Raw genomic sequence first — 18,806 nt, forward strand, 5'->3', positions numbered from 1 at the left:
ACTTCAAACTATTCCTACATGGTATTTGTTTTTAAGTTGTTGATTTTTATTTGTTTAATTTATTTGATGTGCTTGATAATGACGGAGTTAGATCTTGATCACTGTGTTTATAAAAGTTTGTAGCGGGTCATATTTTTTTATTTGAAAATTAAGTTCTGATTGATGTTTTTTATCGCGAAGTTAGTCTTAAGTCCATGGATACACCGAGTGTATGCAAATTAGAAAGAGAAGAGTGAGTGATCAATCTTTTACTTTCATCATAGGAAATGATTCTCCCTTCGGCGGCCAACTTGAGGTGAGAACAACAAAAACAGCTATATTCATTTTTAGGAGTTCTTCCATGGAAAAAATGTTCAAACGCACTCTTCTTGGTGCAGCAGTGGCGATGGTCTCTACAGGTGCTTTAGCAGCTGAATCATCTCAGGTTGGTATTATCTCTGACTTCAATGTACAAGCTTACGGTGTGGCAGCAATCTCAATCGTAAATTATGACTCTGAAGAGACGAAAGCTGGTGTGACTACTGATACTGGCACGGGGTATGACTACGAGAATGAATCACGCATTGGTTTTCGCGCTAGTAAAGATATGTACGAGAATTTAAATGTTTTCATGCAGATAGAGTCTGGCTACGTTGGGGAAAATGGCGATGGTGCATCATTAGGCAACCGTGATACTTTCCTTGGTCTGCAAGGTGACTGGGGCAAGGTACGCTTTGGTCGTATGCTTACCCCCATGTATGAAGTAATTGACTGGCCTTACGCAAACCCTGGCCTAGGTGCTGTTTGGGATTGGGGCGGTGATGTGTCATACAATCGTGACCGTCATGGCGATATGGCACGCTACGATTCAGTTGATTACAACGGTTTCACTTTCAATCTGGCTACGGGGCGCGGTGAGGCAAGCGTAAAAAATAATTATTTCTACGGTGCAGCGGCGCACTATCGTCTGAATGATAGCCTAACTTTCCATGCTGCACTGGAAACTGAAACGGATCGTCAGACTGATGCAAATGCGGGTACTAAAGCTGATACTTTCGGCTACTTAGTTGGTTTTGAAGCGTCTCTTCCTGCTGGCTTTGGTTTATCTGCAGCATATAAAGCAGGTGAATCTGATGTACAAGGTGGTTCAAAATCTGAGCAGGATTCATATTCTGTTATCGGCCAGTATTGGACCGGACCATGGGGCTTTAAGCTAGGTTATGCAGCCAATATGGATTCAGAAACAGCAGGAGTAAAAATCAACAACGAAGACAGCGTTGTTTCCGGTCAGTTAATGTATGTTCACAATGGTTTTGTACCTTACGTGCGTGTTGCACAGCGCGATATATTGTCAGCTGATGGTGCAACAAATACGGAAACATTCGTGGTTCGTGTTGGTCTAGAATACGGTTTCTAAGAGTATCAACATTCATTCTTAGTAAGATACGCTGGTCATTATTGGCCAGCTTTTATTGTATTGAGAGGTAGAGCCTGAAGATAAAGGGTAATTCGAATAGTATATAACGAAGTTATATCCAGGGTGGTTTATATGAAGAAAATTATTTTAGCGTCACTTCCTTTATTGATGGTAGGTTGTACTACATTAGATTCAACTAGCGACTTTACAGATGCAGTAAAGCGAGTCGAGTCAAAACAGAACTATCAAATTATTGTTGGTAAATCACTCAAGCCTGATGCACTTGAAGTGAACGGAAGTCAGTTGGTGAAGTCATCATTAGAGCTTAACTATGTGGTTCCAGTACAGAAAAAAAAATGTGCCAGACTCATTTATTAAAATGGAATTGCAGTACTTTAAAAACTATAGCGAATTTAAATCAGTCACGGTTGAAGGCATCAATAGAAAAGAGGCTTTAAAACCTTACGCTGCATCGGCAGAAACCTGTAGTGACGTGTGTACCCAAACTCAGTTCGTCAAGTTCCCAGTGTCTAGCCAGTTTCTCGAGCAGCAGCCGTATCAAGACCTTGTATTTAATGTCGCTGCTTCAAATGCGAATAACATGACCTTCTCAATCCCAGCTGGCTACATTGAAGCGGTTGTGAATAGTGCACATTATAATGTTGCTTCAGCTTCAGTGGCTGTTCCCGTTACAATTGAGACTGATGGTAATTCTTCAAAAGCGATAGAGATGACACAATATTGGTTTGAGCAAACGCCTAAAGAACAACGTGATGAGCTATTGAGTTGGGCGGTTGAAAATCGTAACTCAAGCAAAGTTATCCTCACAACAAACAGCAAACAACAAGAAATGTTTGGTTACTGGTATGAAAAAGCAACAAAAGAAGAAAGAAAAACAGTCATTAAACAACTGCTAGAATTATAAAAAAGAAGGAGCTGAAAGGCTCCTTTTTTCATCTCATTACCGTACCATCGCTGTTTTTACATATAACGATTGGCATACGTTCAACTACCCCTGGACTTAATTCACATTTCACTATTGGACCCGAAGCAGTGCTTCCTACGGGTGATTGTGCTGCTACCGAAAAACTAAAAGTAAGACTGCATGCTAACGCAATTAAATACTTCATATTAAACACCTCGCTAAAAATCATTAAAGAGATATTTATCAGTATGTCGCTTGACGATGAAAGATCAAAAAAAGTTTTGTTATTTAAAATTCGCTTTAATAAATAACCATTACTTTTTACTTAAGGTAAATTAATAACTAAATGATATATTTGAAATGTTGTTTTATGGGCAATGAGAAGATTGAGTTCGATTCAAGTTATTTTCCGATTTAACTCGTCACTTAATTCAAGACGATAATGCATTAAGTGATTTAAAACTATAGCTTTTTACTGCAAAGAAAGTGTTGCTAGATAAGAAAAAGCTCTTTGCTGAGACAAAGAGCTTGAGATAGAGATTATTTTTTTTCTTGTATGGTGAGAATAATACCGTCTACTTGAGTGATTTCTGCGAGTGCACCAGCGGGTATCGTATGTTCGGTTTGCGCTGACCAAGTGGTGTCTCCCACTTTTATGCGATGTTTTCCAGGCGCCAGATCTTCCTCAATCAGTACAGTCTGACCAATAAGTTGCTTCTGTTTCTGGTTTAAATCTCGGTTTAAATCGTCAGAGACGTCTTTCTTAAATTGTCTCCTCCACCATAACCAAGTGGTCATCAAAGAAAAGACGCTAAAAGCAATCCACTGCAGTTGCCAACTCATCGGAAGCATAGTGAGTAGCAAACCGATGATGAGCGCCGACAAACCTAGCCATAGAAAATAGCCAGCAGTACCCAGCAACTCCACAGCCAGCAAAGCCAGCCCGAACGCTAACCAGTGCCAATAATTGAGAGAATCGAGTAATTCGAACAAGAGGGCCTCTATTTATTTTGATCGGATTGATGCTTGAACATTTCTGCGATACCAGCGACTGAACCCATCAGCCCTGTTGCTTCAAGCGGGAGCATGATAATTTTGCCATTTTCAGCTTGACCAATCGCACGCAATGCGTCGGTATACCCTTGGGCAATAAAATAGTTAACCGCCTGCATGTCACCTTGAGCAATCGCTTCTGAAACCATAGTCGTCGCTCGAGCTTCTGCTTCAGCAGCACGTTCACGTGCTTCTGCCTGAAGTATAGCGGCTTGTTTATCACCTTCAGCTTTGAGGATCTCTGACTGCTTGTGGCCTTCGGCACGTAGTATTTCAGCTTGTCGAACCCCCTCCGCTTCTAGGACTTCAGCACGTTTGTTTCGCTCTGCCTTCATTTGGGCATTCATTGCGGCAGTAAGATCGGCTGGTGGTTGAACATCCTTAATTTCAATCCGTGTGACTTTTACGCCCCAAGGGTTAGTCGCTTCATCAACAATGGACAGCAGTTTACTGTTGATCATATCACGTTGACTCAGCATCTCATCAAGTTCCATTGAGCCTAACACGGTACGAATGTTAGTAAGAGTTAGGTTACGAATGGCGTGTTCTAGATCATTGACTTCGTACGCAGCTTTTGCAGCATCCACTACTTGAACAAAACAGACGGCATCAATAGTGACGTTAGCATTGTCTTTAGAAATGACTTCCTGAGCGGGGATGTCTAACACGCGCTCCATCATATTGATTTTATGACCTATACCGTCAATAAAAGGAATGATGATGTTCAGTCCCGGTTTTAGAGTGAGGGTGTAGCGACCAAAACGCTCTACAGTCCAGTGGTTACCCTGAGGTACAGTTTTGACACTGGCAATAATAAATGCAATAGCGACAATGAGAAAAATGCCGATGGTAATGAGAGAGTCGATAGCCATATCTGAGTCCTTGAAAAATTAATATGTCGATTGTTGCTTAATTTATGTGCCAGTACAATGACATAAATGAGAACTTGTACCAAATTCGTATAAAATTAAAGCCGGACATGCCGGCTTTGAAGGTTTTTAGGAAGTCTAATAGAGTACAGAGTAGAGTTGTCGACGGTACTTTCCGGCAATTGGATTTCCTTGTCCTAGTGCTGCTAGAATATCCATAAAGTGCTTTTTCATTTCGCCATCCAGAGCATTCAAATCACTGCTTAAGAACGTCCATAGTATTTCTAGTGCCTCTTCATCCCGGTTGACCTGATGGTAACTCAGGGCGAGTTCGGCGGCTGTTTGAGCGTCTTCAGGCCTATCGCTTAGCGCCTGTTCAAGAGATTGGATTTCAGGGCTGTTTGCCGCTTGGGCGTGCAGCTCCATCTTTGCCACTAAGCCTTTGTAGTAGTTGTCCTGATATTCCATAGGAATGGTATCGAGTAAGGCTTCGGCTTGGTCATAGCTTTGATTCTCTAACAAGCAGTCTGCTAAAGCGAGCTTTACATCACCTTTCTGCTTGATTTCATCAGGTAGTGCTTGTAGCAGTGTTAAAGCCTGAGAATGCTGACCAGATTGAATGAGTTCTAGAGCTTGTTTCAGATTCAGATCATCTTGGCTTGGAAGGTGGTTGGCTAGCATCGCCTGAATCGCGGTGAGCTCCTGGGGACCCCCTAAGCCATCGACAGGTTGACCATTAACAAACAGCGCAATGGTGGGCAGGGCCTGGACACCAAATTGGCTTGCAATCATTTGCTCTTGCTCGCAGTTTAAGAGCGCGAGTGTAAAAGCCCCGTTGTATTGTTGCGCGAGATTTTGCAGATCCGGAATAACTTGTGTACTTTCTTGGCTCATTGGTGCCCAAAAGTGAATCAGGACCGGTGTTTGCATTGAGCCTTCGAGTACTTGACGGAAGTTTTGCTCGTTCAATTCCACAATAAAAGGAGATTGCATTTGGTGATTCCTTGCAAAGAGTTCGATACAACCAACATATGGGCAGCAGCTGCCAATATCAAGGGAATAGCCGATACAAAAACACCGCCCTCCATAGCGGTGTTAATGATGCCTAATGCAAGCGAAGGTGTTTATAAAACGATAAACAGCGTTAGCGCAACACCCACACTTAGCCAGTTTAGCTGGTTCAATGTCATGTTTTTACCGAATGTAACGCTTAGATGAGGTCATGAAGTGAACAACTTCAATGGCTAAATTAGCGTCTTATTATGACGAAAAAATGACACTCGATGATTTATTTTTAAGCAGCCTTTTGTAGAATGCGATCGAGTAGCCGGCTAGGGAGTAATCGCTTTAGTACTGCAAATACTTTGGTTGGCGTAGTCACACGATAGCGAACTTTGGGGGTATCTGACTCTAGCGCATGCAACAAAGGAGCAATACATGACTCTGCTGGTAAAACAAATGCATTGTTTGATGACTCTTTTTCTAGTCTTTCCAACTGCTCTTTATAATGCTGGTGATGCACGCTTGAATTTATATCAATCCATTTCAGAAAGGCACGCAATGCATTCTGTCTAAACTGGGTCTCAATAGGACCTGGTTCGATCAAGCTGATTTGTATACCACTCCCAAACAACTCCAAACGCAAAGTGTCCGTCCAGCCCTCCAGAGCAAATTTAGAGGCATTGTATGCTCCTCGATACTTCATGGCGGCAAAGCCTAACACTGAGCTATTCTGGATAATCCGCCCTTTTCCATTTTGGCGCATACTAGGCAAAACCTCTTGAACGAGTTGATGCCAACTAAAAAAATTGGTTTCGAACTGTTCTCTTAAGGCTTGAGTAGGGAGATCTTCCAAGGCTCCTGGTTGACCGTAAGCCCCATTGTTAAACAGGGCATCAAGTTTCCCGTTCGTCAGTGACAATGCCTGCTTAACCCCATTAGAAATACTATCGCTGTCGGAAAGATCAAGCTGAATGCATGTCAGGCCTTCACTGCGTAAACGTTCTACGTCGGCAAAGTGCCGACACGATGCGATGACCTGATAACCTTTTTGATGAAGTGCATGCGCGCAGACGTAGCCGATCCCTGTGGAACAACCTGTGATAAGAATAGAGTAAGACATGAATTCCTTTCTTCTAGCGAGGCAGATATCAACTAGAATAAAAGATTACTCGCGATGTTGTAACAGATTTTTTAGTGCAGGCTCTAAGCGGGAGTAACTAAAACGAAATCCTAGTTCAGTGAGCTTTTTGGGTTTTGCTCGCAGACTATCGAACAAAAGAATCGAGCTTTCGCCCATTGCCAGACGAAGCGCCCATTTTGGGGTCGACAAAAGATGAGGGCGTTTGAGTGACCTCGCCAATGTTTGGCTAAATTGCTCGTTAGTCACGGGGTGAGGCGCGCATAAATTGAATTCCCCGTGCGCATGCTCCGTTTCGAGCAAGTAGACGATACCTCTGACCATATCTAACATATGTATCCATGGCATGTATTGTTGACCATTACCGATTGGTCCACCTAAGCCTAGCTTATAAGGCAGCAACATTTTATTCAGTGCGCCACCATCTTGACCGAGAACCACCCCAGTCCTGAGTATACAGACTCGCGTCGATTCCGAACGAGCGCGATTCGCGATCTGTTCCCATTTTGCACAAACATGATGAGGGAAACCTTCGTGGTGAACATGCAGACCTTCATCGAAGGGGTGATCTTGTTGGTCACCATAATAGCCGACAGCGGACCCACTGATAAAAACGGCTGGTGGAGAGGTGCTAGCGTGAATCAAATCAACGATTTTTTCGGTGATATTCCAACGGCTTTTACAGATGTTTTTTTTCTGTTTCTCGTTCCAGCGCTTGTCCGCGATAGGCTCACCAGCTAGGTTGACGACGGCATCAAATTCATTGAGATCATGGTACTGCTCTAGCTCAGATACGTATGTAATGTTGCCTAAATCAGCGTGATTGACGACCGCTTTCGCTTTTTCAGGGGAACGGGTGAGCAAAACCACTTCATACGTTGTGAAGTGTTTCAGCAATTCTCTGCCAATAAAACCTGTGCCACCAGTGAGTAGTACTTTCATTCCGCTCTCCTTTGCTCCTCTATTAATATCAGATCACTCCGAATTTAATTTGGCTAATTCTAGTAATTATAGCGAGTTAGCCACCGTTAGGATCACTGATTATGTAAAACTAATAGCCATCACAAAATTAACATTTTGTTACTTTTGTTGGTCATCCCGCTATATGAGTCACACCAAACGGTCATTCTATTTGCCATCATCAACAAGTACTTCACCGACAAAGAGGTGTCTATGCAGGCAATTGCTGCGCTGCTCACAGCGTTTTTAGGCAGCTTACGAGATTTGCTGCCGATTGTTGCTGTAATTGCTTTTTTCCAACTTGTGGTGTTGCAAGAACCCTTGCCTAACATGCTATCGATATTGTTTGGATTGATGCTTGTCGTGATGGGTTTGACCTTCTTTATCTTCGGTTTAGAGATGGGTTTGTTTCCAATCGGTGAGTCCATGGCTCAGGCATTTGCTCGCAAGGGGAGTGTGTTTTGGCTAATGATCTTCGCCTTCTGCCTAGGTTTTGGAACGACGATTGCTGAGCCCGCTTTAACTGCAGTCGCGGATGAGGCCGCAGAAGTAGCAGCAGAAGGGGGCATGATTGCCTCAGAGGATGTTGCCATGGATGACTACGCTAATGGCTTGCGTTATACGGTAGCTCTCTCTGTTGGTATTGCCATTATGCTTGGCGTACTTCGAATTCTAAAAGGATGGTCAATCCAATACATGATTATAGGCGGCTACGTTGGTGTGGTAATACTAACGATGTTTGCCCCTGACAGCATTATCGGGGTGGCCTATGACTCAGGGGGAGTGACGACTTCAACGATAACGGTGCCATTGGTGACAGCTCTCGGCGTTGGGCTTGCATCGGCCATTAAAGGTCGTAACCCGATGATAGATGGTTTCGGATTAATCGCCTTTGCTTCCTTGTTGCCTATGATGTTTGTGATGGTTTATGGAATGGTGGTGGCATGATTGAATGGTCGCACTTTGTTGACACTTTCCTTGGCACTATTAGCGATGTCATCCCTATCGCATCGATTATTTTCGGCTTTCAGTTTGCAGTATTACGCCGCCCGGTAACGAATCTACCCAAAGTATTGCTTGGGTTCGGGTACGTCATTCTTGGTCTATCTCTTTTCCTGATTGGTCTAGAGCTTGCGCTATTCCCTCTGGGGGAAACGATGGCAACTCAGTTGACGGCGCCAGCTTTTTTAGAAGAATTTAGAACTAGCGTATCAGGGAAGATTGGTTGGCAGGACTATTACTGGGTGTATTTATTCGCCTTCTGTATCGGCTTTAGTACAACAATCGCTGAACCCTCTTTGATTGCCGTTGCCATTAAGGCCAACCAAGTGTCGGGTGGCTCAATCAGTGTCAACGGTTTGCGGATAGCCGTCGCGTTAGGAGTGGCAATGGGTATCTCATTGGGGAGTTATAGGATCGTTGTTGGTGACCCTATCCATTACTATATTATCGCGGGCTATATTATTGTTGTTATCCAAACGTTTTATGCCCCCAAGTTAATTGTCCCGCTGGCCTACGATTCTGGTGGCGTCACGACATCTACTGTCACCGTGCCTTTGGTCGCAGCGTTAGGCTTGGGGCTTGCGTCTACAGTTCCTGGAAGAAACCCTATGATTGACGGCTTTGGCTTGATTGCCTTTGCCAGTTTGTTTCCGATGATTTCTGTTATGGGTTATGCCCAAATCACTCGCTGGCTCAACAGAGACACAGCGCAGGAGGATAGTGAAAATGCGCTTTAAATTGATACTGGCTTTTGTGGAAGACAGTCAAACTGAAAAAGTAGTCGATGCTGCACGAAATGCGGGTGCGACAGGTGCGACGGTAATTAATCACGCCAGAGGGGAAGGTCTAAATAAGAAGCGCACCTTTTTTGGTTTGACCCTAGAAGTGCAAAAAGACGTATTGCTGTTCGTTGTCGAAGAGCACCTTTCTCGTCATATTCTTGAAACCATCAGCGAGGTAGGGGAATTTGATCAGGAGTCGGGGCAGGGAATAGCGGTACAGATCGACATTGAAGATGCAGTCGGCGTTGCTCATCAGGTAGAAAAACTAACCAAAGTAGTAGAGGACGAATTATGAGCAGTCATGAAAAAATCCGTGTACGCGATGTGATGGTCAGTTCTTATGTCATGATTGATGGGCTCACGACCGTCAGGGAGGGTATTCAGCTAGCGCGCAGCCATGAAGTGAAAGCTTTGGTTGTGAACAAGCGGAACGAAGACGATGAGTTCGGTCTGGTGCTAATGAATGACATTGCGAAAAAAGTGCTGGCAAAGAATCGCTCGCCTGATCGGATCAATATTTATGAGATCATGACAAAACCGGCTTTATCGGTGGATCCCGACATGAATGTGAAATACTGCGCTCGTTTATTCGAACGTTTTGGCATCAGTCGAGCTCCCGTGATTGAAAATGGTCAGGTTATAGGGATGGTAAGCTACAACAATATTGTGATTAATGGCATGGCGAGAGATGACTAAACAATGTTGAGTCCGTAAAATAGCCTCAATTTTTTTGAGGAAACGATGTCATGAAATTATTTTTTGCCTCAGACTTGCATGGCAGTTTGCCCACAACCGAGAAAATGCTGTCACAATTCGACCAATCTGGTGCTGAGACTTTAGTTTTATTGGGGGATATTCTTAACCACGGGCCGCGCAATCAGGTACCGGAAGGTTACAACCCTCCAGCAGTCGCGCAACGACTCAATCAATACGCCGACCAGATTATTGCGGTAAGAGGTAATTGTGACAGTGAAGTGGATCAGATGTTGCTCTCATTTCCAATGATGATGGATTACGTATGGGTGTTGCTTGAGAGCGGCCATCGCTTGTTTGTTACTCATGGTCATCTGTATAACACGGACAAACGTCCTCCTTTAAAGCGTGGGGACGTGATTGCCCATGGTCATACCCATGTGCCTGTTGCGCAGTGGCAAGGGGAACAAGTCATCTTTAACCCAGGCTCAGTGACGTTTCCACGTAATGGTTTTGAACCTAGTTTCGGTGTCTATGAAGAAGGGGATCTAAAAGTGGTGACCTTCGATAATCAGGTGCTAGCCTCGATTCGACTATAAAAAATGCCCGCTAAAACGGGCATTTTTTACTTAGTATCAGAATGGCCAAGGTCCCTTTCTGGATCTATGATATCTCGGACTTTCTGTTTCAGTACTTTCGCTTCTGGGAAGCCACCATCACGCTTTCTTTCCCAAATAAGAAGACCATTGCAATGAATCTCAAAGCGACCGCCTGTATCGGGATGCAAGGAGACGGTTTCGATCTCTTCACTGAAAGTATGTAGCAGCTCCTGAGATAGCCAGGTAGATCGCAACATCCAATTGCATTGGCGACAGTAATAAATATCGATTTTTGCTTTGTCCATAAACACTCACAGTAATAACTTGATGCCGACCGCAAAGGTCAGCAATTCAAAACAAACCTTAATAACCTGATTACTATAACGAGTGCTCAGGTAAGCGCCTAGTCCTCCGCCAAGGAAGGAACCGAGCAACAAGATGGGTAGCCATGGCCAGTAAATTGGGGCGCCTGCTTGTGCCACCGCAGCACCGCCAATGCCGTTCCAAAATAGCCCGACGCAAATCATTGTTAACGCGACAGCCTGCTTATAGCTGTAACCAAACCAGCGAACTAAGAAGATAGTCACTAATAGCCCAGAGCCCGCCGTGAGAGAGCCATTAATTATCCCAATTACAATCAGGCCCAGCCCGCCGAATATCCAACCTAGCGTATGACGGTTTGTTGGAAGTTCTTTTTGACCCAATTGTTTTTTTAGTCGAGAGTAGACACCTATCGCTAAAATCATCATACCTAACAGTGTTTCGGCGAGTTGATCTGGAATCTTCAATACGATATTGGCGCCAATGATGACCCCTATACTACCGACAGCAATAAGATAGAGAGCGACTTTGAAAGGTATCGTTTTTTGCTTGATGTGAGTGAAGGCTGCACCTAGGCCGAGAGCAACGCTAGCGATTTTATGGGTTGCTAGGGCAACGGAAAATGGTAGGCCAAAGAAAATAAGCAAGGGGAATTGCAAGAGTCCGGCACCACCACCCGACAGAGAAGCAAGCGTGTTTGAGAAAAACGAGCCAATCAGCAGCCCTAGTGAGGAAATCCAATCCATGATTAGTAAAAGTAAAGTAGGGGAACATCACGCCCCCCTTTGATTGAAACTAGTTAGAGAAAAGTACTGTAGAACCGTGGCTTAAACTCGTCAGAAGCAGTGTTTTTTCATTCACAATGTCAATGCGACGACTTTGCTGAGCGTCCATCTTAAAGATCTGCGTAATCAGTTTAAGCTGATCAGCCGTGAAGTCTTTGCTTTGTGCTGAAGAAACATCTTTGAACTCGCTAGGTGAAACCAGCAAGTAGTTATCGCTAATATCCCATTCGCCTATTTCAGATATGCTGATGATGTTCTCATTTTTCGCATTGTTAGCGTACAAACGAACCGTAGCAACTCGAATGTAGCTACCGTTAGGTAAATATTTTACATTGGAAGTGACTTCCACTTTGCGAAGCGGGCCAACAGACTCTTCTTGCAGGCTATCTGTGATCACAGTTACCATTTTTGACTGCCATTCTTTCGCGGTCAGTACTTGCTCCACTTTTAGATCGCTACCCCAGTAAAGCCAACTGCTGAACAGCGCTGACAGAACAAGTAATCCAGCTACGATTTTTTGGTTCATGTCTTTATTCCTATTGACAAACTTTACTGAGGTCTTCTTGGTCAGCAAAAATACGAACAGTGATATTTTCGCCTGAACTGTCAAGAGAGTGAATGTAATTAAGAATCAGCTGGTTGTTTTGACCTCCTGTTGCAATCACCTCTACAGGAGCGACCGTTGAATGAGCAGCGTTATAACGCTTCACACACTGTTCAATGGATGGGTACCATTTGCTCAGATCAGGATGATTAACTGGTGTCATCACTGGAGTTCCGTCATACACAGCAACTTGACGAAATTTTGATTCAGCTGGATTGGTAAATAGAATGACGCACAAAGGCATCAAAATAGCGAGAAGCAGCATGATACGCGTCACCCATTTTGATTTACCTGTGGTAGGCGCGGTTGCGCTATGGGCTGCTTTTTCATCCGGCGTCAATTCGCTTGACTGTGATTCGGTGGTCAATTCTGTTAACTGTTCTTCCGATTCTTCTGAAACGTCTTCTTTTGAAGGTGTCTCACCACTCATCAATGGCGTTGTGCGCTCAACATTACAGATGAGCTGATAGCCGCGTTTTGGCACGGTTTTGACATATTGAGGAGATTTAGTTGAATCCTGAAGTTGCTTGCGCAGAGTTGAAATAGCTTGAGTCAGACTTGAATCATCGACTTCGAAGCCTTGCTCACGCCAAACAAAATCATGCAACTCGTTGCGAGATACGATTTCGTTGGGCTTTTCTGACAGTAAAAGCAGAATGCGACTTTCATTACTTCCCAGACGAATGACTTCACTGTCGTTTAACTTGTCCACTAGGGAGTTCGTATTGGGGTCAAAAGAGAATCTGTTAGCAAGATTAAACTTAGTGCCTATGTTACTCATTGGATATGACCATTATCGTTGTATAGATTTCATCAGATGCGCAAAAAACCCTGATTCAGGGAGCTAACGTTTAGTTTTTTTGATTTTTTTGAGGTGTAAGAATAGTCAATATAAGATCAAAAAAACATTGTTTTTATAATTTTTGACCTTGAATTTACAATTGTCACCCTCATGTTAACTTGCAGATTATCTCAGTATTGGCTCCGCTGACAACGCGGAAAGCTGATAAATATAGATGTTATGGAGTTAGCATGAGCGAAACAGCAACACAAAACAAAGAAACTCGTGGCTTTCAATCTGAAGTAAAACAGCTACTTCACTTAATGATTCATTCTCTTTATTCCAATAAAGAGATTTTTTTACGCGAACTGATTTCGAACGCCTCTGATGCTTCAGATAAGCTGCGTTTTCAGGCGCTATCCAACCCTGATTTATATCAAGGTGACGCTGAATTAGGTGTGAAACTGTCATTTGATGAAGCGACCAATACGCTGACTATTTCAGATAACGGTATTGGCATGAGCCGTGATGATGTCATTGAGCATCTGGGTACGATTGCAAAGTCTGGGACAGCCGAATTTTTCTCAAAGCTGTCAGAAGACCAGTCTAAAGATTCTCAACTGATTGGTCAGTTTGGTGTAGGTTTCTACTCTGCATTTATTGTTGCCGATGCAGTGACAGTGCGCACGCGTGCTGCTGGCCTATCTGCTGATGAAGCGGTTCAGTGGCACTCTGCTGGTGAAGGTGAATACACTATCGAGACCATTTCAAAAGAGTCTCGTGGTACTGATATCGTTCTTCATATGCGTGATGAAGGTAAAGAGTTCCTCAACGAGTGGCGCTTGCGTGAAGTGATCAGCAAGTACTCGGATCACATTGGTATCCCTGTTGCCATTCAGACTGCTGAGCGCGACGAAGAAGGTAAAGAAACAGGTGAGAAGAAGTGGGAGCAAATCAACAAAGCTCAAGCACTTTGGACACGCAACAAATCTGATATCTCTGAAGAAGAGTATCAAGAGTTCTACAAACACGTTTCGCACGACTTCGCTGATCCACTAGTGTGGAGCCACAACCGTGTTGAAGGTAAGAACGATTACACCAGCTTACTGTATATCCCAGCTAAAGCGCCTTGGGACATGATGAACCGTGACCACAAATCGGGTCTCAAACTGTACGTTCAGCGTGTATTTATCATGGATGACGCCGAGCAATTCATGCCTTCTTACCTGCGTTTCGTTCGTGGCTTAATTGATTCAAACGATCTGCCATTGAACGTGTCACGTGAAATTCTACAGGACAACAAAGTCACTCAATCTCTGCGCAACGCTTGTACTAAGCGTGTTCTTACGATGCTTGAGCGCATGGCGAAAAATGACGAAGAGAAGTATCAGTCATTCTGGAAAGAGTTTGGTCTGGTGCTAAAAGAGGGCCCTGCAGAAGACATGAGCAACAAAGAAAAAGTTGCTGGTTTGCTGCGTTTTGCTTCTACAGAAGTGGATTCCTCGGAGCAAACGGTCGGTTTAGCCTCTTACGTAGAGCGTATGAAAGAAGGTCAGGATAAGATTTACTACCTGACAGCAGATAGCTACGCTGCTGCGAAGAACAGCCCCCACTTAGAGCAGTTCAAAGCAAAAGGCATCGAAGTCATTCTGATGTTTGATCGTATCGATGAGTGGTTGATGAACTACCTAACGGAGTTTGATGGTAAGCAGTTCCAGTCGATCACTAAAGCTGGCCTTGACCTGAGCAAGTTTGAGAACGAAGAAGAAAAAGAAAAGCAGAAAGAGACCGAAGAAGAGTTTAAGTCTGTTGTTGAACGTACCAAGGACTACTTAGGCGAACGCGTAAAAGAAGTTCGTACTACGTTCAAGCTAGCTTCAACACCAGCGGTTGTTGTGACCGATGATTTTGAAATGGGCACACAAATGGCGAAATTGCTTGAAGCCGCTGGTCAGGCTGCACCTGAAGTGAAGTACATCTTCGAAATCAACCCAGAACACCAGCTTGTCAAACGCATGGCGGATGAAGCCGATGAAGAAGCGTTTGGTCGTTGGGTCGAAGTGCTTCTTGGTCAGGCAATGTTAGCTGAGCGTGGTTCGATGGAAGACCCGTCTCAATTTGTAGGCGCCATCAACTCGCTTTTGACTAAGGGTTAATAGTCAAACGGTAATAAAAAGCTCGCATCATGCGGGCTTTTTGATTTATTTGCGCTTATCGTGAATAAAACAACGTAAGTTTGCAGCTTAATGTGAGTGTTTAAGCATTCTTTAGTCTTAAGCTGCGCTACGCGAACAGATTGTGTGGTAGAATGCAATCTTGAAACAAAGTGAGCAGGCGTGTAATGTGCACGCCTGTTTTATTGTCAATTGAAAGAACAGTTATACCGAAACTTACCGTGAGCTAAGGCTGTTGTTTGTTATGAACACCATAGTGAGCTTCGGTATAAATCATCATTATCTTAAGAGGATTCAACATGCGCATCATTCTTCTAGGTGCTCCAGGTGCAGGTAAAGGCACACAAGCAAATTTCATCATGGAAAAATACGGTGTTCCGCAAATCTCTACTGGTGACATGCTACGTGCTGCTATCAAAGCAGGTACAGAGCTTGGTAAACAAGCTAAAGCTGTTATCGATGCTGGTCAGCTAGTTTCTGATGAAATTATCCTAGGTCTAATCAAAGAGCGAATTGCTCAAGATGACTGTGAAAAAGGTTTCCTACTAGATGGTTTCCCGCGCACGATTCCTCAGGCTGATGGTCTGAAAGAAATGGGCGTTGATGTCGATTACGTTATTGAATTTGATGTTGCGGATGACGTTATCGTTGAACGCATGGCTGGTCGTCGTGCTCACCTACCTTCTGGCCGTACTTACCACGTAGTGTACAACCCGCCGAAAGTCGAAGGCAAAGACGACGTGACAGGTGAAGATCTGGTTGTTCGTGATGATGACAAAGAAGAAACTGTTCGTGCACGCTTGGGTGTTTACCATGAGCAAACTGCACCGCTTATCGATTACTACGGTAAAGAAGCGGCAGCAGGTAACACCAAGTACCTTAAGTTCGACGGTACTAAACAAGTAGCAGAAGTAAGCGCTGATATTGAGAAAGCATTGGCTTAATTTTGCTAACGGCAGAAATTAAAAGTTTGATATAGTAGAAGCGACCCTGAAGGGTCGCTTTTTTTATCGCTACATATTGATCGATCAAGAAGTTTTCAACGTACAGCCTCTTTTAAAGTGTCGATAGGGTCCTATGCAAAACAATAAAAAACAAGGTGTGCTACTGGTTAACCTAGGTACACCAAAAGCACCGACAGCTTCCGAAGTAAAGCGTTTTCTCAGTCAGTTCTTGCATGACCAACGTGTTGTAGATATGACACGTTGGTTATGGTGTCCGATTCTACATGGCGTCATTTTGCCTATTCGCTCACCCAAAGTTGCCAAGTTGTACGAAAGTGTTTGGATGGATGAGGGATCGCCTCTCATGGTTTACTCTAAACGTCAAGCGGAGAAACTAGCCAAATCTATCGATATTCCAGTCGAACTCGGCATGACTTATGGCAGTCCAAGCCTCCAGTTAGGGATTGAGTCCTTAATAGCAAAAGGCGTGGAAGAGGTCATTGTATTACCACTGTACCCACAATACTCGGGCACAACCACTGCAGCCGTATCAGATGGTTTAACCAAAGCATTTAAAAATATTCCAGTGATGCCAGGGTATAAAATGCTCCGCGACTATCATGACCATCCAACTTACATTAAAGCCTTGGCAGAGAGTGTCAGGCGCTCTTGGGCAGAAAAAGGACGTGGTGATTATTTACTGTGTTCGTACCATGGCATTCCTCAGCGATACGCAGATAATGGGGATATTTATCCCAAGCACTGTGAAGCGACCACAGAATTGTTACGACTGGAATTAGGTTTGAGCGAAGACCAGATGGGCATGACTTATCAATCCCGTTTTGGTCGTGAAGAGTGGCTAAAGCCATATACTGATAAAACGTTGGAACAGCTACCTGCAAAAGGCATTAAGAATCTGGACATTCTCACGCCAGCATTTTCAGCGGATTGTCTTGAAACTCTAGAAGAGATCTCTGAGCAATGTCAGGAGATCTTCATTGAGCATGGTGGAGAGATTTTTAACTTTATACCTTGCTTAAACGATGATGACCTTCATATTAAGATGATGCGTGAGTTGATAGGTCATTAAGTTGGCGAGATTAAGTAGAAAATCCACCTTACGAGGTGGATTTTTTTCAATGATCAATCGTAGGGTTGGCAGAATCGTTCAATCCCCTTCCATAAAACAGATTGTGGTTCCTGAATATATTTGACGCCTTTTAGCGCCTCACCCCAAAGGTCAAGGCATGACTGTTGTCTGTCGGAGCTAGAGTAATGCTCGAGTACCCGCTCAGCCTCAATGATACTGGTGAGGGCAGAAATAGCTTTTAGATACAGAGCGACATACATTTGCTTGTTGCCTATCTTTCTGTTGATGTTGGCTTGCAGTAGCAAAACCAGTGCATTTTCTGGTATCTCGGTCACATACTCTCTTTGAAGCATTCGTAAACTGCGTTCAACTTCACCCGAACGATAAGTGAGGAGTGCTAATAGCATATGCAGATCGGGTGGGGGAGTGGGAGTTTGCTTCCTCACCTTTTTTATCCAACGCTTTAATCCATCGCTAGATTGGTGAGTAAAAAGTAATTCTCGAGTATAAAACAGGACTTCAACCCCAGAGAGCTGGCGTGAGAGCAGTTGTTCAAGGGGCAGCTCTGATACAGGCACAATTTGGCTAGACAACTTTGAGGCTAACGGTTTTATTGGCTGCGGGAGCTTGAAGTATTCACTCAAATCCACATTGAGCTGGTTAATCGTCGCCGCCAAATAGGGAGGATTCAGTTGATATATTTTGCGCCATGCGACACGGCCTGACGCAGAGTGATGAAGAAGGCTCTCCAAGTTCAATATACCATTGGCCTCTTCCCATAAGTTAAAGTTCAGCGTGTAGTCTGAGTCATAGAAGGCTTCTGAACCGGGGAAATTGTCATGTTCGCTTAGACTGTGCAGGTAGTAGGTTGGCGAACTCATATTCGATAGGTGAATATACGGAGAGCAACTTTGAGAATGCAAGATTAGCGCTTTTAGTTTGAGTACTGTTCGGTTCAAGCTCTGTTCTTCATGGTTGATACTATCGAGAAGCAGCCTAACCTGAGGGATATGCAGAGTATGACTTTGTTTGTCTTCTTCAAAATGAGACCAAGTGTGGACCGCGAACACTACTGCGATCGCACTCAATATCAAGTTTAAACTCCAAGAAAAATAGCGTAGCGCTGTTTGTTTTTTTCAACGATCTTGTTAGCTGCTTGAGGAGCTTTGTTCGAGTCCGATGTTTTTGCCACAAGCTGAACGCCGCTTTCTGGAATGTAATAGCCCCGTTTTGGGTAAGTGATGATGATCTTAGATGGATCGGCTTCTTCAGAGTGTTCACGGAAGAGGTTACGCAATAGGCTAATTCTGTTGGTAACCACATTTTTGGAAATGTACTGACTTTCCCAGACCGACTCTATAAATTCTTCAATTGACGTTGGGTTTCCAACGTTTGTGAGTAAAATTTCCAGTAACGCCAAGTTTCTTGGTTCAAGAGATATTTCTCCTTGTTTGGAATGGAGAGTTTTATCCACTGGATTATAGGTAAGATCTGCAATAGCAATATTACATTGTTCTGATTTGGCTTTTTCAAGTAGATTCATGCAGTGCTATCGAAGTACGTCGTGATGGAACAGAGGACGCGAATTCTACCGCAATATCAAGGTTGCTTATAAGTCCTGAACGTGATGTTGGGTGTCTCAAATGTGAGAACTTGAACCGAGATTGTTTAATTTTAAGTGATAGAGG

At 43.8% G+C, this 18,806-nt stretch carries 18 protein-coding genes and 2 pseudogenes; 10 read left to right on the forward strand and 10 right to left on the reverse strand.

The window, feature by feature from the left end:
* Positions 1 to 340: 340 nt before the first annotated feature.
* The gene (locus KW548_05785; protein QXX07515.1) at positions 341 to 1,396 is read left to right on the forward strand and encodes a porin; all 1,056 of its coding nucleotides are present in this window, start codon (positions 341 to 343) and stop codon (positions 1,394 to 1,396) included.
* 132 nt (positions 1,397 to 1,528) lie between these two features.
* Positions 1,529 to 2,321, forward strand: a pseudogene (locus KW548_05790) (DUF2057 domain-containing protein).
* 540 nt (positions 2,322 to 2,861) lie between these two features.
* Here the strand turns inward: KW548_05790 and KW548_05795 are convergent.
* The 5 genes from KW548_05795 to KW548_05815 form a co-directional block, all read right to left on the reverse strand.
* Positions 2,862 to 3,314: an NfeD family protein gene (locus tag KW548_05795; protein ID QXX07516.1), complete on the reverse strand. Its 453-nt coding sequence runs from the start codon at positions 3,312 to 3,314 to the stop codon at positions 2,862 to 2,864.
* Positions 3,315 to 3,322: 8 nt separating this feature from the next.
* Positions 3,323 to 4,246, reverse strand: coding sequence for an SPFH/Band 7/PHB domain protein (locus KW548_05800; GenBank protein QXX07517.1), 924 nt, complete (start codon positions 4,244 to 4,246; stop codon positions 3,323 to 3,325).
* Between the two features lie 135 nt (positions 4,247 to 4,381).
* Positions 4,382 to 5,236, reverse strand: coding sequence for a co-chaperone YbbN (locus tag KW548_05805; GenBank protein ID QXX07518.1), 855 nt, complete (start codon positions 5,234 to 5,236; stop codon positions 4,382 to 4,384).
* 301 nt (positions 5,237 to 5,537) lie between these two features.
* Complete coding sequence (locus tag KW548_05810) at positions 5,538 to 6,365, reverse strand: SDR family oxidoreductase (GenBank protein ID QXX07519.1); 828 nt, start codon at positions 6,363 to 6,365, stop codon at positions 5,538 to 5,540.
* 45 nt (positions 6,366 to 6,410) lie between these two features.
* Positions 6,411 to 7,325: a TIGR01777 family oxidoreductase gene (locus KW548_05815; GenBank protein ID QXX07520.1), complete on the reverse strand. Its 915-nt coding sequence runs from the start codon at positions 7,323 to 7,325 to the stop codon at positions 6,411 to 6,413.
* A 231-nt stretch (positions 7,326 to 7,556) separates the two neighbouring features.
* On the opposite strand from KW548_05815, the gene KW548_05820 reads away from it, so the two are divergent.
* From KW548_05820 to yfcE, 5 genes are read left to right on the forward strand one after another with little or no spacing between them, the layout of a single operon-like run.
* Positions 7,557 to 8,291 (forward strand): DUF1538 domain-containing protein, encoded by a 735-nt coding sequence (locus tag KW548_05820; GenBank protein ID QXX07989.1) that lies wholly within the window; start codon positions 7,557 to 7,559, stop codon positions 8,289 to 8,291.
* The gene (locus KW548_05825; GenBank protein QXX07521.1) at positions 8,288 to 9,082 is read left to right on the forward strand and encodes a DUF1538 domain-containing protein; all 795 of its coding nucleotides are present in this window, start codon (positions 8,288 to 8,290) and stop codon (positions 9,080 to 9,082) included. Before KW548_05820 ends, KW548_05825 begins: the two co-directional genes overlap by 4 nt.
* On the forward strand, positions 9,072 to 9,422 hold the full coding sequence (locus tag KW548_05830) for a P-II family nitrogen regulator (GenBank protein QXX07522.1): 351 nt from the start codon (positions 9,072 to 9,074) through the stop codon (positions 9,420 to 9,422). Before KW548_05825 ends, KW548_05830 begins: the two co-directional genes overlap by 11 nt.
* Positions 9,419 to 9,823, forward strand: coding sequence for a CBS domain-containing protein (locus KW548_05835; protein QXX07523.1), 405 nt, complete (start codon positions 9,419 to 9,421; stop codon positions 9,821 to 9,823). The genes KW548_05830 and KW548_05835 overlap by 4 nt, the downstream gene beginning before the upstream one ends.
* A 50-nt stretch (positions 9,824 to 9,873) precedes the next feature.
* Positions 9,874 to 10,419, forward strand: coding sequence for a phosphodiesterase (gene yfcE, locus KW548_05840; protein QXX07524.1), 546 nt, complete (start codon positions 9,874 to 9,876; stop codon positions 10,417 to 10,419).
* Between the two features lie 26 nt (positions 10,420 to 10,445).
* On the opposite strand, the gene KW548_05845 is transcribed toward yfcE, so the two are convergent.
* From KW548_05845 to KW548_05860, 4 genes are read right to left on the reverse strand one after another with little or no spacing between them, the layout of a single operon-like run.
* Entirely contained in the window at positions 10,446 to 10,724 is a 279-nt protein-coding gene (locus KW548_05845) for a SelT/SelW/SelH family protein (protein QXX07525.1), read from the reverse strand.
* A 6-nt stretch (positions 10,725 to 10,730) separates the two neighbouring features.
* Positions 10,731 to 11,486 carry a sulfite exporter TauE/SafE family protein gene (locus KW548_05850; protein ID QXX07526.1) on the reverse strand — a complete coding sequence of 252 codons (756 nt, stop codon included), beginning with the start codon at positions 11,484 to 11,486 and terminating at the stop codon, positions 10,731 to 10,733.
* 49 nt (positions 11,487 to 11,535) lie between these two features.
* The gene (locus KW548_05855; protein ID QXX07527.1) at positions 11,536 to 12,051 is read right to left on the reverse strand and encodes a regulatory protein ToxS; all 516 of its coding nucleotides are present in this window, start codon (positions 12,049 to 12,051) and stop codon (positions 11,536 to 11,538) included.
* Positions 12,052 to 12,061: 10 nt separating this feature from the next.
* The gene (locus tag KW548_05860) at positions 12,062 to 12,910 is read right to left on the reverse strand and encodes a transcriptional regulator (GenBank protein ID QXX07528.1); all 849 of its coding nucleotides are present in this window, start codon (positions 12,908 to 12,910) and stop codon (positions 12,062 to 12,064) included.
* Positions 12,911 to 13,161: 251 nt separating this feature from the next.
* Here KW548_05860 and htpG point away from each other — a divergent pair, with 251 nt between their 5' ends.
* The 3 genes from htpG (at position 13,162) to hemH (ending at position 17,118) form a co-directional block, all read left to right on the forward strand.
* Positions 13,162 to 15,066 carry a molecular chaperone HtpG gene (gene htpG / locus KW548_05865; protein QXX07529.1) on the forward strand — a complete coding sequence of 635 codons (1,905 nt, stop codon included), beginning with the start codon at positions 13,162 to 13,164 and terminating at the stop codon, positions 15,064 to 15,066.
* A 317-nt stretch (positions 15,067 to 15,383) separates the two neighbouring features.
* The gene (gene adk / locus KW548_05870; protein ID QXX07530.1) at positions 15,384 to 16,028 is read left to right on the forward strand and encodes an adenylate kinase; all 645 of its coding nucleotides are present in this window, start codon (positions 15,384 to 15,386) and stop codon (positions 16,026 to 16,028) included.
* A gap of 133 nt (positions 16,029 to 16,161) precedes the next feature.
* Complete coding sequence (gene hemH / locus KW548_05875) at positions 16,162 to 17,118, forward strand: ferrochelatase (GenBank protein ID QXX07531.1); 957 nt, start codon at positions 16,162 to 16,164, stop codon at positions 17,116 to 17,118.
* Positions 17,119 to 17,171: 53 nt separating this feature from the next.
* Here hemH and KW548_05880 read toward each other — a convergent pair.
* A pseudogene (locus tag KW548_05880) lies at positions 17,172 to 18,661 on the reverse strand (winged helix-turn-helix domain-containing protein).
* Positions 18,662 to 18,806 lie beyond the last annotated feature (145 nt).

It is taken from the genome of Vibrio neptunius, from assembly GCA_019339365.1.
GTDB classification, from domain to species: Bacteria; Pseudomonadota; Gammaproteobacteria; order Enterobacterales; family Vibrionaceae; genus Vibrio; species Vibrio neptunius.